General features: G+C 59.3%; 16 protein-coding genes. 9 read left to right on the forward strand and 7 right to left on the reverse strand.

Features of this window, described 5'->3' with window-relative positions; all coding sequences use genetic code 11:
* Window positions 1–9: 9 nt before the first annotated feature.
* A complete protein-coding gene (locus FT726_RS05820; RefSeq protein ID WP_164861029.1) occupies window positions 10–339 on the reverse strand; it encodes a hypothetical protein in 330 nt (109 codons plus the stop codon).
* On the opposite strand from FT726_RS05820, the gene FT726_RS05825 reads away from it, so the two are divergent.
* Entirely contained in the window at window positions 283–1,266 is a 984-nt protein-coding gene (locus tag FT726_RS05825) for an acyltransferase (protein WP_230201055.1), read from the forward strand. The genes FT726_RS05820 and FT726_RS05825 overlap by 57 nt on opposite strands.
* A 48-nt stretch (window positions 1,267–1,314) precedes the next feature.
* Here the strand turns inward: FT726_RS05825 and FT726_RS05830 are convergent, their stop codons facing one another.
* The 6 genes from FT726_RS05830 to FT726_RS05855 all read right to left on the reverse strand — a co-directional run bounded on the left by FT726_RS05830 (window position 1,315) and on the right by FT726_RS05855 (window position 6,440).
* A complete protein-coding gene (locus FT726_RS05830; RefSeq protein ID WP_104189525.1) occupies window positions 1,315–2,307 on the reverse strand; it encodes a LacI family DNA-binding transcriptional regulator in 993 nt (330 codons plus the stop codon).
* Between the two features lie 79 nt (window positions 2,308–2,386).
* Entirely contained in the window at window positions 2,387–3,517 is a 1,131-nt protein-coding gene (locus FT726_RS05835) for an ROK family protein (RefSeq protein ID WP_021506882.1), read from the reverse strand.
* 99 nt (window positions 3,518–3,616) lie between these two features.
* On the reverse strand, window positions 3,617–4,357 hold the full coding sequence (gene dnaC, locus FT726_RS05840; protein ID WP_346302558.1) for a DNA replication protein DnaC: 741 nt from the start codon (window positions 4,355–4,357) through the stop codon (window positions 3,617–3,619).
* Window positions 4,357–4,893, reverse strand: a complete 537-nt coding sequence (gene dnaT, locus FT726_RS05845) for a primosomal protein DnaT (protein ID WP_021506884.1) — start codon at window positions 4,891–4,893, stop codon at window positions 4,357–4,359. Before dnaT ends, dnaC begins: the two co-directional genes overlap by 1 nt.
* A 101-nt stretch (window positions 4,894–4,994) precedes the next feature.
* A complete protein-coding gene (locus tag FT726_RS05850; RefSeq protein WP_346302559.1) occupies window positions 4,995–5,672 on the reverse strand; it encodes a hypothetical protein in 678 nt (225 codons plus the stop codon).
* Window positions 5,673–5,750: 78 nt separating this feature from the next.
* Window positions 5,751–6,440: an autotransporter domain-containing protein gene (locus FT726_RS05855; protein ID WP_058775605.1), complete on the reverse strand. Its 690-nt coding sequence runs from the start codon at window positions 6,438–6,440 to the stop codon at window positions 5,751–5,753.
* Between the two features lie 187 nt (window positions 6,441–6,627).
* Here FT726_RS05855 and FT726_RS05860 point away from each other — a divergent pair, with 187 nt between their 5' ends.
* From FT726_RS05860 to ghrB, 8 genes are all read left to right on the forward strand, one after another.
* Window positions 6,628–7,188: a DNA-3-methyladenine glycosylase I gene (locus tag FT726_RS05860; protein ID WP_104189518.1), complete on the forward strand. Its 561-nt coding sequence runs from the start codon at window positions 6,628–6,630 to the stop codon at window positions 7,186–7,188.
* Between the two features lie 109 nt (window positions 7,189–7,297).
* Window positions 7,298–7,960 (forward strand): OmpA family lipoprotein, encoded by a 663-nt coding sequence (locus tag FT726_RS05865; protein WP_021506888.1) that lies wholly within the window; start codon window positions 7,298–7,300, stop codon window positions 7,958–7,960.
* A 157-nt stretch (window positions 7,961–8,117) separates the two neighbouring features.
* Window positions 8,118–9,122, forward strand: a complete 1,005-nt coding sequence (locus FT726_RS05870) for a LacI family DNA-binding transcriptional regulator (RefSeq protein ID WP_104189516.1) — start codon at window positions 8,118–8,120, stop codon at window positions 9,120–9,122.
* Between the two features lie 58 nt (window positions 9,123–9,180).
* Entirely contained in the window at window positions 9,181–10,206 is a 1,026-nt protein-coding gene (locus FT726_RS05875) for a LacI family DNA-binding transcriptional regulator (protein ID WP_058758181.1), read from the forward strand.
* Between the two features lie 158 nt (window positions 10,207–10,364).
* Window positions 10,365–11,114, forward strand: a complete 750-nt coding sequence (locus FT726_RS05880; protein WP_059010248.1) for a sugar phosphate isomerase/epimerase — start codon at window positions 10,365–10,367, stop codon at window positions 11,112–11,114.
* Window positions 11,115–11,124: 10 nt separating this feature from the next.
* Window positions 11,125–12,072 carry a sugar kinase gene (locus FT726_RS05885; protein WP_058758183.1) on the forward strand — a complete coding sequence of 316 codons (948 nt, stop codon included), beginning with the start codon at window positions 11,125–11,127 and terminating at the stop codon, window positions 12,070–12,072.
* Window positions 12,073–12,201: 129 nt separating this feature from the next.
* Complete coding sequence (locus tag FT726_RS05890) at window positions 12,202–13,485, forward strand: MFS transporter (protein ID WP_346302560.1); 1,284 nt, start codon at window positions 12,202–12,204, stop codon at window positions 13,483–13,485.
* A 66-nt stretch (window positions 13,486–13,551) separates the two neighbouring features.
* A complete protein-coding gene (gene ghrB / locus FT726_RS05895; RefSeq protein ID WP_058758185.1) occupies window positions 13,552–14,526 on the forward strand; it encodes a glyoxylate/hydroxypyruvate reductase GhrB in 975 nt (324 codons plus the stop codon).
* Window positions 14,527–14,590: the final 64 nt, after the last annotated feature.

Here is a 14,590-nt window from a genome sequence, read left to right on the forward strand (position 1 = left end):
GCCAACTGGTTAGCGTTTTTTCATTAATAAGCCCTTTCTCATCGTCATCCAGGGAAAATCCGAATATTTTACTGGTCCTGAACATTGCTTGCTTTTTATGAGGATTAAAATTCTAATAGATTGCATCTGCTCACGCAGAACACCTGTGATAAGAATATTCCGAAGCAACCATGCAAAGTCTTTCATGGCTTTTCCTGGCACGTCGTCACTCAATGAAAGAATGCTGACATGAACGAAAAAAACAATTTTGACATCGTACGACTTTCCCTCGCCTTTATCGTAATGCTGGTGCATTCCGCTGAGGTGACGAGAAACGCCGATATCCGTTTCCTGGCGCATTTTCTCAATAGTGATTTTGCCGTCAAAGGATTTTTCGCAATAAGTGGTTTTCTTATTGCAAAAAGTTACTTAAGAAGTAAATCGCTGACGTCCTATTTTATTAAGCGCGCACAACGTATATTGCCGGCTTATATTTTCACCATCATCATGTGTTTTGTGATTGGCATGTGTCTTACTACCCTGCCGCTGATGGACTTCCTGAAAAATAAAGAAACCCTTAAATATCTGGTCGCCAACTTCTCGTTTCTTAACTTTATTCAGCCGTCGCTGCCGGGCGTGTTTACCAACAACCCCAATCAGCCGCTGGATGGTTCACTGTGGACCATCAAAGCCGAGCTGACGCTCTACGTGCTGCTGCCCTTTATCGTGCCGTTGCTGAAGCGAAGCCCGCTGAAAGTGTGGAGCGTGATTTTTATTATCTCCTGCGCCTGGTACTTCTACTTCACCGCGCTGTACAGCGGCCCGAAAGCCGATACGCTGGCCAAGCAGTTTATTGCGCTGTCGTCCTACTTCTTCTTTGGCAGCCTGCTGGCGGTGCATCAGCCAACCTTTGACCGTCTGAAAGAGATCACCATTGTGTCGCTGGTGGTGTTCCTGCTGTTCAAGAGCACGGATTACGCGTTTATCGTTGAGCCGGTGGCGTTTTCGGCGGTAGTGATTCTGTTCTGCACCAGCCTGTGTAAAGAGATTAAAATCAGCCAGTACGGCGATCTCTCTTACGGCATGTACCTCTATCACTGGCCGATTATTCAGGTACTGCAGCATTTTGGTGTGTTCGATGCCAATGCGTTTGCTGGCCTGGGGCTGACGATTGTGATGACGCTGGCACTGGCTTACACCTCGTGGAATTTGCTGGAGAGCCGTTTCCTGAAACGCACCCATCACGCTCAGCCGTCGATTGTGCCGCCCACCGCTGCACGCGACTAAGCGTTAATCATGCAGGCGCACGTCGCGCCTGCACCAAAGCGCCACCGCTCAAATGGTGGCGCCCATCGACAGCTGATAATGCAAATCCACCTGTTCAATGGTGGGCTGCTGGTTAATCTTCTTCAGCACAATTTCCGTTGCCACTTTGCCCATCTCGAAGCGCGGTGTAATCACACTGGCCAGCCGCGGCGTTGTCGCCTGACCAATCTCCAGTCCGTGGAATCCGGCAATCGCCAGCGCCTGCGGCACTGCAATGCCTGCCGCCTGACACTCCTGCAGCACGCCGACCGCCAGATCATCGTTGGTACAGAGAATGGCATCCATCTGCGGATAGAGCTGGCGCGCCAGCGTCATCATGCCGGTGCCAATCGACACCGAAGAGACTTTGTTCGGAACGATGCGTCCGGCCGGCAATCCGGCCGCCGCCACGGCATCGCAATAGCCGGCGTAGCGCTGCTGGTCACGGCGATCGGACATTGAGCCAAAATAAATCACCCGCCGTTTGCCGCTGGCCAGCAGCATCGCGGTCATGTCGTAGCCGGCACGGTAGTTATCAAAGCCGACATTGATGCGCCCGCGCGTCTCGCTCAGTCCCATCACTTCGGCGACCGGAATGGTGGCCGCGTTAAGATACTTTTCCGCGCGCACGGTGTGCACCGACTCGGTCAGAATCAATCCCTGCACGTTAAAAGCCAGCACCGTGGCAATCTGCTCTTCTTCGCGCTGCGGATTGTAGTCGTAGTTGACCACCAGCGTCTGATAGCCGTGGGCGCTGGTGACCGATTCGATACCGGCCAGCAGATCGGCAAAGATTTGATTATTGAATGAGGGGATGAGCACGCCGATGCGCGGCGGATTGTGCCGCGACGCCGCGCTGTTTTCCTGCTCAGCGACATAACCGATTTCGGCCATCACGCTGGCAATTTTTGCCGCCGTTTCCGCCTTCACCTTTTCCGGCGTGCGCAGATAGCGGCTCACCGTCATCTTGGTGACCCCAGCGAGAGTCGCAATATCGTCCAGAGTGATGCGCTGCGTTTTCATTGCGCGGTCCGCAAAGAGAGCCTGTCAATCAACGTATTATGCCCGCTGGCGAGTCAAAAAAGAAACGCTGCTCCGCCGGTCATACCGCTCGTTCATAGTGCTCAATCACCGCCAGCGCCAGACCGTTGGCCGGATCGATGCGCTGCGGCAGAAAGTGCAGCGCGGTATGGGCAAAGGTAAACGCCAGCGTGCCGGCCTGTGCCGCCTGCTGTACCGCCTGCACAAACGCCGGTTGCGCATTCCACGGGCCGTCAATGATGATGCTGGCCGGATTGACCAGCTGCATCACCTGGCTCAGCGCATGGCCGAGATAGCGGCCGGTCTGCGCCATCAGCTCATACACGATCTCCGGTTCGCTGTCGCCAGACTGCCAGCGTAAGCCGGGCTTACGCCGGGCCAGCTGCTGCTGGATCGCCGGCAGGCTCACCAGCGTCTCCAGACAACCCTGTCGCCCGCAGCTGCAGCGCGCGCCGTTGGGCTGCACGCTCAGATGGCCGATCTCACCGGCGGTCCAGCTGCTGCCGCTGAACACCTCGCCGCGCTCCACCAGCGCGCCGCCCACGCCGTCGGCGATGCGCAGATAGAAGTGGCTTTGCGCTTTATTGAGCTCCAGCTGCTGCACCGCAAGCAGCGCGGCCGCTTTGACGTTATTCATGATGCGCAGCGGCAGCTCAACGCCGCGCCGCAGCGGCGTCAGCACATCGACATCCTGCCAGCCGAGCGGCGCAGAAAAGTGCACCCGCCCGCGCTGAGAATCAATGATGCCGGGAAAACCGATGGCCACGCCCAGCAGCGCCGGATGCGCCGCGCGCAGCGTCTGACACACTTCCGTCAGCTCGTGCAGCAGCCCGTCGGCATCGGCCGTTTCGGTGCGCCAGGTTTGCTCGGCCACCACGCGCGAAAAGTAGTCGCACACGCGCCAGTGAATCGCCTGGCGCTCCACCATGATGCCCGCGCTTTTCAGCTGACCCGCGCGCAGTTCGATCTCAATTTTGGGCCGACCGGCCGCCGCCACGCTGACCGGGCCAAGCTCGTGAATCAGCCCCTGCGCCAGCAGGTCATCGATAATCAGGGAAACGGTGTTTTTGCTCAGGTCGAGCGCCAGCGCCAGATCCTGGCGGGAAGTGATGCGGGTAGTACGCAGCTGCGTCATCACCCGCTTGAGGTTGTTCAGTCGAAGTACCGCTGGTCCTTTCCCGGCTGCTTTCATCGCACCCTCACCTGACAAAGAGTAATAGGTGTAAGTTTAGCAGCCCGCACCGGCGGTTAATCGCCGGTAAAACCGGGTTTTTACCGCTTCTGCCGCGTATCAGTACTCGTCACCGCGCACGCGGCTGCGGTAACTTTCCCAGTCAAAACGCACCCACAGGCTATTACCGAGGCGCATGCGATCCATCACCCGTTCGCCAAGCAGCGTATTCATGCCGGCCGGATCGAGGTTGGAGAGCATGCCGGTCGGCCGCTTTGACGACGAACGGCGATCAACAATCTGATTGATGATCACTTTCTCGTAGCGCGATTCGCTCTGCATGCCGATCTCATCGATCACCAGCAGATCGACATGGCTGAGATCCTGCAGCAGCCGCTCTTCGGTCAGGTCGCTGCCGCCGCTGAAGGTGCCTTTCATGCTCGACATCAGATCGGCCACCGTGACAATCAGCACGCTTTTACCGCGCAGAATCAGATCGTTACCAATCGCCGCCGCCAGATGGTTTTTACCGGTGCCAGGACGGCCGGAGAAGACAAAGCTGGCGATGCTGTTCTCAAACCCGGCGGCGTATTCACGCGCCAGACTGAGCGCCTTGCGCTGGCCGTCATTTTCGACGCGGTAGTTGTCGAACGAGCAGTTCATGTGCAACTCACGAATGCCGGAGCGGCCCATGATGCGCTGCATCTTCATGGCGCGGTTTTCGCGCACAATCGCTTCTGAGCGCAGCCGGCCCTGCTCCTGATTCCACGCCAGCAGCTCGGCGCCGTTTTTAAACTTTGGCTGCACATCCGCGGGCATAATTCTTTTCAGGCGACTGAAAAGATCGTTCGGCGTTTTCATTACTCACCTCGGAATCCATCGGGAATATCATAATCAGTATTGCTGATCTGGGTGATATCGCGCTTAGGCTGACCGCCGTTGGCGGCGCGGTTCATCTGCACGCTGCGCGCCAGTTTCTGCTGCCACTGTACATGGTGAAACAGCCGGCCTTCTGCCTGCCAGTAGGCGACGAAAGCCGCCAGCTCTGCGGCGGTCACCGGCTCGCTCAGCGCCACGCCCCAGATCGCCGCCTGGCGCTGGAAGTCGCTGTCCGGCTGCCAGCCCGGATACATGGCGAACTTGCCCACCGGCACGGCGATCGGCGCGGCGTCGCTGTGAAACAGGCTGTCGTCCAGCGTGACATCATTCGGCTGCTGCGCCGCCGCTTCCAGCGCCAGCAGGTGCGCGAGGCGCTGCGGCGTGATCGCGTAAAACGCCGGAACATTGTTGTGCAGCACCGCCAGCGTGCCGTTATCGGCCTGCTGCAGCGTGGTGAGGGGATCGTGGCAAAAGCCGTCCAGCCCCACCAGCGTTGAAGATAAGATTTTGACTGACATGAAGAAACCTGACGTTGACTCACCCGGTGCACCGGCGACCCGGTACTAAGCGGTCAGTGTACCTGTTTTAGCACCGGGGATCGCCATAAAACCGCGCGGATTTAGCGCGAAGCGAAGTGCGGTTCAGCCGCCTCAATGCTGACCACGCGACGGCTGGCGTGGGCCGTTGCCAGCGCCGGGCGGGTTTGCCACAGATAGCGCAGCGATGCCACCAGACACAGGCTGTAGCCAAACAGCTCGCTGCCCTCTTCCGCCATGTTCTTCACCACGCGGTTATAGCCATCCAGCATCAGTTGCTGCCACAGCTCATGCATGCCAAACAGCCGCGAGAACACCAGCACCGCCAGCAGCCCGGCGGCCATCATTTGCCAGCTGCGATGCTGCAGCAGTGCCGCCAGGCCCGGCAGGATTTGCCGCGGCTGACGCAGCGCCATCGCCAGCGAGGCCGCGGTCGCTGCCAGCGCAAACCACAGCCATGCGCCGTGCTGCACCACGTCGAACAGAAAATCCATTTCACGAATCAGCATGCAGCTGAAGAAGCCACCGACCAGAATCAGCGCGCTGCGCTGCTGCGGTCGCTGCCAGGCGGCGAGGAAGAACAGTGCGGCAATGGCCGCCAGCATCAGCTCCTGTGTCGCTTCGGTGAAAGAGGTTTCGTGCAGTGCATCGTTCATCCAGTTGACGTCGATGTAGACCATCGCCATACAGAAGACCAGCACCAATCCACTGATGATAAAGGCCGCCAGTTCGCGGCTAATAAGAATAATGTTTTCGCGCATTGTGATACCAAATCAGAAAATAATTAGCGCGCTTATTATATTTCCGCTGGCTGGCACCACTTCTCATTTCATGCCGCTTCAGAAGCTGGCGCTGACGCCGAGGTTGTAAATGAACTGTTCGCCGCTGCTAACCGCGCCGGTCTGGGCGAAGGAGGCGAACGCCGCCATGTTCTGGCCGAGCGGCAGACGGGCACCGACGCTGACATCCATCCAGTTCGTTTCCCGATTCATCTCTTCCGGCCGATCGCGTGGCGCGGCCGTGCCGTCGAAGCTGAGCTGATGGCTGTAACTCACCTGTGCCCACGGCGATATCCAGCCAAAACTGGAATCTACGCGCCAGCCCAGTGAAGCGATGTGTTCGGCGTTATTACGATCAACCGGCGCGCAGGCGGCGCAGCTCAGGGTGGAATCATCGACGGCAAACTGCGCCACCGGACCGGTGCGCAGGCGGTCATTCATCGGCAGGTTCCAGCCTGCCGAGTAGCGGTTCACCAGCGGCGAGTTGCCGACGCTGGCCGTTTCGCTGTGCAGCGCCATGCCGCCGCCGGGCGGATTGAGCGCGGCATCAAGCAGATCGCTGTCGCGGTTTTCTGTCAACATCAGATGATTACTGGAAATTTTTTCGGCAAGTATCGCATTGTAATCCGGCGCGCTGCTCTCGCTGGCCTGATCCCACGCGTGCGCTGGCAGGGCCGCCACCAGTAGCCACCCACCGCTAAAGGCCAGCGCAAGGAGACGCTGGCCGGTCCGCTGACTGTTCTGCCACATGAAAGACTCCTGACGAGCCGGAAGGGATCGGGTTGGCCTTGAAATTGATGATCATCCTGAAGCGTTCACGCGGTTGCAGCGCGAACATCCATAACGTTATTATCGGCACCCATTGATTAACTATTAATCGATTCTTTCAAACGTCAAGCGACTGACCGCTTTTTCCTCATGCTTAGGGAGTGATGCAATGCAGCGATGTGGCTGGGTAACACAGGATGCGCTTTATCTGGCGTACCACGACACGGAATGGGGCGTGCCGCAGACCGATAAGCGCGCCTTATTTGAGATGCTGTGTCTGGAGGGGCAACAGGCTGGTCTGTCATGGATCACCGTGCTGAAAAAGCGCGAGAACTACCGCCAGGCGTTTCATGATTTTGATCCGCAGGCGGTGGCGCTGATGGATGAGGCCGATCTGCTGCGCCTGCTGCAGAACAGCGGTTTGATCCGCCATCGCGGCAAGCTGGAAGCCATCATCAATAATGCCAAAGCGCTGCTGGCACTGGAGGCCACCGGCGAAGACTTTTCCCGCTTTATCTGGTCATTTGTCGATAACCAGCCGATTTTGCACCATTACGCGGATTATAAGCTGGCGCCAACCACCTCCGAACCGGCCATTGCGCTGTCTAAAGCGCTTAAGAAGCGTGGTTTTAAATTCGTCGGGCCTACAACCTGCCACTCTTTTTTACAGGCCTGCGGGCTGATAAACGATCATCAAACCAGCTGTTTCTGCCATCCCGATAATCTTTAAGGCAAAAGTTTACAAATTAAGACTGCGCCTCACGAATTTCCCCATCATTGAACGGCATAATAGTGCCGTTTTGGGGCGTTTTCCCCGTTTCCGTATGAGGGACTTTTTCATGAAAAAGCGTGTACTGGCGCTGGCCTTGTTAATGAGCGGCAGCGTGGCGCTGTCGGGTTGTACCACCAATCCTTATACCGGCGAATCGCAGGCCGGTAAATCGGGCATCGGCGCGGGTCTGGGCGCGGTGCTGGGCGCTGGCGTGGGCGTGCTCTCTTCGTCGAAGAAAGATCGCGGTAAAGGTGCGCTGATTGGCGCAGCGTCCGGTGCGGCACTGGGCGGCGGCGTCGGCTATTACATGGATGTGCAGGAAGCCAAACTGCGCGACAAGATGCGCGGCACCGGCGTCAGCGTAACGCGTCAGGGCGATAACATCGTGCTGAACATGCCGAATAACGTGACCTTTGACTCGAGCAGCGCCAACCTGAAACCGGCCGGCGCGAATACGCTGACCGGCGTGGCGATGGTGCTGAAAGAGTATCCGAAAACCGCCGTCAACGTGGTCGGCTTTACCGACAGCACCGGCACGCGCGCGCTGAACATGCGCCTGTCGCAGCAGCGAGCAGAAAGCGTTGCCAGCGCGCTGATCGTGCAGGGCGTGGCGCAGAACCGCCTGCGCACCCAGGGCATGGGCCCGGATAACCCGGTCGCCAGCAACAGCACCGAAGCCGGTAAAGCCCAAAACCGTCGCGTCGAAATTACCCTGAGTCCGCTGGGCTAAGGCACAGGCCGGTCTGCCGCTGCAGGCCGGCTTTTGACGCGTTTTTACGCGCTTATTGACGTGCAAAGCAGCAGATAACGCGTAAACGTCGCCGGACGATAGAGCCAGCGATGACTTTATGCTAGCGTGATCAAAATTTGATCAGTGGAAAGCCATCATGTCACTCAAAGCTATCGCCTCCGCCCTTGGCCTCTCTGTGACCACCGTGAGCCGCGCGCTGAATGGGTTTGATGATGTCGCCGCTGCTACCCGCAAACGCATCGAAGAGGAAGCTGACCGGCGCGGTTATCGCCCGAATGCCGCCGCGCGTCGCCTGAAAACCGGCCGTGCCAATGCGGTCGGGCTGGTCTTTCCGGTCAGCAATGCCTCACTCAACGACAGCTACTACAGTGAAATGCTGCTGACGCTCGATCAGCGCCTTGCCCTGCACGAGATCGATCTGCTGTTGCTCCCCGACAAACCGCAGGATCAGCAGCGCAATTTGCTGCGCATGCTGCGCAGCGGCGTGCTGGACGCGCTGATTGTCACCCATACCACGCCGCAGGATGTACGATTGCAGCGCCTGCAGCAGAAGGGTTTTCGCTTTCTTACGCTGGGGCGCAGTCAGCTGCCGCAGCCTTACGCCTGGTTTGATTATGATAACCATGCCGGAACGCTACTGGCGGCGCAGCACTGCCAGCAGCAGGGCTATACGCGCATCGCCTATCTCGGCGGTAACGAGCCCAGCACCTACATTCTTGACCGCCGGCAGGGGTTTATCGACGCGCTGCCCGCCACGCCCTGCGCGCAGCAGGCTGGCTGGATGGCCGCGCTGCCGCCCTCGCGCCGCGCGGGCTATCAGCAAACCCGCGCCTGGCTGGCGCACGTTATCCAGCCTGACGCCATCATTACCGACTGCAGCCCGCTCGGCGAAGGCGCAGCGATTGCCCTGCAGCAGGCCGGGCGTCTGAGCGGCGCGCAGGCAATTCCCCTGTACGTGTACGATGGTCTGCCGCACGACTCCATTATCACGCAACCGGTCAACGCGATTCTGCAATCATCACAGCAGCGGATTGGCGAACGCGTCGCCGAAATGGTGCTGCAGCTGCTGGAAGGCGCGCCGCCCGCGCAGTTACAGACGCTGTGGCAGCCAATGCTGCGCCTCACTTCTGACGCACAGTGATTGCGCGGGTGCCGCGCTGTGATAGTCTTCGCCTGATGCAATTAATCAGGTGTATGTGATGAAAACCAGGCCGCCACGAGCCACAATCAGTGACGTTGCCCGCACGGCAAAAACCGGTAAAACCAGCGTTTCCCGCTATCTGAATGGCGAAGTCCATCTGCTTTCGCCGGATCTGAAAGCCCGTATCGAACAGGCGATTGCCGACCTCAACTACCGCCCCAGCCAGATGGCGCGCGGACTCAAACGCGGCCGCACCCGGCTGATAGGCCTGATCATTGCCGATATCACCAACCCCTACTCGGTGGATGTGCTGAGCGGCATTGAAGCCGCCTGCCGCGCGCGCGGCTTCACGCTGCTGATGTGTAACACCAACAACGAAGTTGACCTCGAACAGCACTACCTGCAGCTGCTCAGCAGCTATCAGGTGGAAGGCATTGTGGTGAATGCAGTCGGGATGCACGAAGAGGTGCTCAACCGTCTGCAGCAGTCGATGCTGCCGATGGTGCTGATTGACCGCAAGATTCCCGATTTCGCCTGCGACGTGGTCGGGCTCAACAACCCGGAGGCCGCCCGCATCGCCACCCGGCATCTGCTGGATAACGGCTATGAAGCGCTGCTGTTTCTCAGTGAACCGCTCGGCAGCGTCAATACCCGCCGCGAACGTCTCGCCGCCTTCTTTGATACCATCAGCGGCGCGCCACAGGTGGTGGCAGAGAATGCCGAAGTGGTGTTGCATCAGCCGGCACAGCTGGAACAGGTGCTGCAGGCGTTTCATCAGCGCCATCCGGGCAAACGCTGCGCGGTGATGGCGGCCAACGGTGCGCTGACGTTACAGGTGGCGCGGGCGTTACAGCGCCTGACGCTGCGCTGGGGCGAGAGCATTGGCCTGCTGGGCTTCGACGAACTGGAGTGGGCGGCGCTGGCCGGCGTCGGCATCACCACGCTGAAGCAGCCCACCTGGCAGATCGGCTATGCCGCGCTGGAGCAGGTGATCGCGCGTATCGAAGGCAGCGAACAGCCGATTCGCGAGCAGGTTTTCTCCGGCGAACTGATTGTGCGCGGCTCCAGCCAGCCGCTGCGCTAATCCCGCTTTTCACGGCTCACTTCGTGAGCAGGATCATAATTCCGCACTCTGCCACTTTCCTTTGGAACCGGTTCCATTAAGCTTTTTACAGCACATTAACGTGCTGTCCGGCGCATAACGGTGCGGCGGGCAGTACAGCGAGACAGGCTGGAGGAAAGATGTCGAAAGCGGAAATTATTGTGGTCACGGCTGCCTACGGCGCGCACAAGGTGGCAGAACTGGGCGGCCAGGCAGCGCTGCTGCCGCTGATTAAAGCGGCCGGTGCCGATGGCGTCGAGATCCGCCGCGAGCTGTTCAGCGACGACGAATTGTGCCAGCTGCATACGCTTAGCGACGCGCTGCGCCAGCATCAGCTCAGCGTCAGCTATTCAGTGCCGGAAGCGCTGTGGCAGGCGGATGGTGCGCTCAATCCACGTCTGGCGCAGTTCCTGCAGGAAGCTGAGTTGCTGGGCGCTCAGCGCCTCAAGCTGGCACTGGGTCACTATGTCTCGCTGGCCGATCGCCAGCTGGTCGAGGTGCTGGCCGGCTCGCGCGTCACGCTGGTCATCGAAAACGATCAGACGCCGGACAGTAAGCTGACGCCGATGCTGCACTTCTTCCATCACGCCTGCGATGCTGCGCTGCCGCTGGATATGACTTTCGACATGGGCAACTGGCGCTGGACCGGCGAAGACGCCCTGCAGGCAGCGGCGCAGCTCAGTCGCTACGTGAGCTACATTCATGTTAAGGCGGCGGTGCCGCACGGTGACAGCTTCCGCGCCATTGCGCTGGATGACGCCGACGACAGCTGGCGCACGCTGTTGCAGGCGCTGCCGGCCGATGCACCGCGCGGTATTGAGTTCCCATTAGCCGGCGCAGATTTACTGGCGGTGACCCGCCACTACGTCGATCTGCTGCGCGCGGTGTAAGGAGTTGAGCATGACACACACCTCTCAGCTGGATGTCGTCACCATTGGTGAAGCGATGGCGATGTTTATCGCCGGGCAAACCGGCGATCTCGCCGCAGCCGATCAGTTCACGAAACGCATTGCCGGTGCCGAGCTTAACGTGGCGATTGGTCTGGCGCGCCTCGGTTTGCAGGTGGGCTGGGTCAGCCGCGTCGGCGACGACAGCTTCGGCCGTTTTACCCTGCAGCAGCTGGCGAAAGAGCATGTCGACCACCGCTGCGTGACCATTGATAACCGCTATCGCACCGGTTTTCAGCTCAAAGCGCGCGTGGACGACGGCTCCGATCCGGAAGTGGAGTATTTCCGTAAAGGCTCCGCCGCCAGCCACCTGTCACCGGATGATTTCGACGAAAGCTATTTCGGCAGCGCGCGCCATCTGCATCTGAGCGGCGTGGCCGCCGCGCTTTCCGATAGTTCGCTGGCGCTGGCTAAACACGCGGCGAAAGAGATGCGCGCCCGCGGCAAAACCATCTCCTTTGATCCGAACCTGCGTCCGGTGCTGTGGCGCAGTGAAGAAGAGATGCGTAAGCAGCTGAATTTGCTGGCAGAATACGCCGACTGGGTGCTGCCAGGTGAAAAAGAGGGGCTGATTCTGACCGGCTACCGTCAGCCTGAGGCGATCGCGGATTTCTACCTCGACAAAGGCGTGCGGGCGGTGGTGATCAAAACCGGCAGCGACGGCGCCTGGTATAAAACCGCCGCGGGCGAACAGGGCCAGATTGCGCCGATCCACGTGGAGAATGTGGTGGATACCGTCGGCGCGGGCGATGGCTTTGCGGTCGGGCTGATCAGCGCGCTGCTGGAAGGGAAATCGCTGCCGCAGGCGATTCTGCGCGGTAACAAAATTGGTTCGCTGGCGATTCAGGTTGCCGGCGACAGCGAAGGTCTGCCGACGCGCGCAGCGCTCGGCGATTATTAAAACCAGGTCGCCATCAATGGCGACCCTACGTAGGGTGCGCATTCATGCGCACCGCAAAAAAACTGTCTCTACACCCTAATTTCGAGACGCATCCACAGAATGCGCCCGCCTCAACCAGAGGAGTCACCCATGAAATCGCAGACAATCGCGCCAAAACGCTGGTGGTATATCATGCCCATCGTGTTTATCACCTACAGTCTGGCGTATCTGGACCGGGCGAACTTTAGCTTCGCCTCTGCCGCAGGGATAAATGAGGATCTCGGTATCACCAAAGGCATGTCATCGTTGCTCGGTGCCCTGTTCTTCCTTGGCTACTTCTTCTTTCAGATCCCCGGCGCGGTCTATGCCGAGCGCCGCAGCGTAAAAAAACTGATTTTCTGGTGTCTGATTCTGTGGGGCGGCTGCGCCTCGCTGACCGGTATCGTCAGCAATATTCGGATGCTGGCCGCCATCCGCTTTGTGCTCGGCGTGGTGGAAGCGGCGGTGATGCCGGCGATGCTGATCTACATCAGCAACTGGTTTACCAAATCCGAGCGCTCACGCGCGAATACCTTCCTGATCCTCGGCAACCCGGTGACGGTGCTGTGGATGTCGGTGGTGTCCGGCTACCTGATTAACTCCTTTGGCTGGCGCGAGATGTTCATCATCGAGGGCTTCCCGGCGGTGATCTGGGCGATTGCCTGGTGGTTTATGGTGCAGGATAAACCGGCCCAGGCCAAATGGATGAGCGACGAAGAGAAAGCGGCGCTGCAGGCGCAGCTGCAGAAGGAGCAGGAGAACATTAAAGCGGTGCGCAACTACAGCGAAGCCTTCCGCAACCGTAACGTTATCCTGCTGTGCCTGCAATATTTTGCCTGGAGCATCGGCGTGTACGGTTTCGTGCTGTGGCTGCCGTCGATTCTGCGTAACGGCACGCAGATGGGCATGGTAGAAGCGGGCTGGCTGTCGGCGGTACCGTATCTGGTGGCGACCATCGCCATGCTGGTGGTGTCGTGGGCGTCGGACAAGACGCAAAACCGTAAGCTGTTTGTCTGGCCGCTGCTGCTGATTGGCGCGCTGGCGTTCCTCGGCTCGTGGATGGTGGGTTCCAGCAACTTCTGGCTGTCGTATGCGCTGCTGGTGATTGCCGGCGGTGCGATGTACGCCCCCTACGGCCCGTTCTTCGCCATCATTCCGGAGATGCTGCCGCGCAACGTTTCCGGCGGTGCCATGGCGCTGATTAACAGTATGGGCGCACTGGGTTCCTTCATCGGTTCATGGATCGTAGGCTATCTTAATGGGGCGACCGGCAGTCCTGCCGCCTCCTACATCTTTATGGGTGCCGCGCTGCTGGCGTCGGTGTGGCTGACGCTGATTGTCAAACCGGCGGCCAACAAAACGCCGCCGCCGATTCACGGGGCGAAGCACGCCTGAAAGCGTAAGCGATGACTTTTCCGGGCGACTCAGGTCGCCCGTCACACGTTCTACAGGGAGCAAATAATGAAACCTGCTGTGATTCTGTATAAGAGCCTGCCCGATGACCTGCGTGCCAAGCTGGACCAGCACTTCAGCGTCACGGAAGTGAAAGATGTCTCGCCGGAGACGGTGAAACAGCATGCGGCGCAGTTCGCCGCAGCGCAGGGTCTGCTGGGCTCCGGCGGCAAAGTGAATGATGAGCTACTGGCCAGCATGCCGGCACTGCGTGCCTGTTCTACCGTCTCTGTCGGCTATGACAACTTTGACGTTGATGCGCTCAACCAGCGCAACGTTCTGCTGATGCACACGCCCACCGTACTGACCGAAACCGTGGCCGATACCATGATGGCGCTGGTGCTGAGCACCGCGCGTCGCGTCACCGAGCTGGATAAGTGGGTCAAAGCCGGTGAGTGGAAAAAGAGTATCGACGCTGAACACTTCGGTATTGACGTACACCACAAGACGCTGGGCATTCTCGGCATGGGCCGTATTGGTCTGGCACTGGCGCAGCGCGCGCACTTTGGCTTTGGTATGAACATTCTGTATAACGCCCGCCGCCAGCATGAAGAGGCGGAAACCCGCTTTGGCGCGCGCGCCTGCGATCTGGAAACGCTGCTGAAAGAGAGCGATTTTGTCTGCATCAGCCTGCCGCTGACCGAGCAGACGCACCATATGATCGGTGCGGAACAGCTGAAACTGATGAAGCCGAGCGCGATTCTGATCAACGCCGGACGCGGTCCGGTGGTCGATGAGCAGGCGCTGACCGCCGCACTGAAAGACGGCACTATTCACGCCGCCGGGCTGGATGTGTTTGAAGTCGAGCCGGTGCCGGCCGATGCGGAAATCCTCACGCTGCCGAACGTGGTCGCACTGCCGCACATCGGATCTGCCACGCATGAAACGCGCTACGGCATGGCGCGCGATGCGGTCGACAACCTGATCGCCGCACTGAGCGGTAAAGTGGAGAAAAACTGCGTTAACCCGCAGGTCCAGGCTTGATCCCACGGCTTTAGCCATTGCGCCTGCCGGTTGCGGGCGCTATGGTGGTCTTCCCCCTGATAAC

The organism is Pantoea sp. Morm (assembly GCF_016643525.1).
Lineage (GTDB): Bacteria > Pseudomonadota > Gammaproteobacteria > Enterobacterales > Enterobacteriaceae > Pantoea > Pantoea dispersa.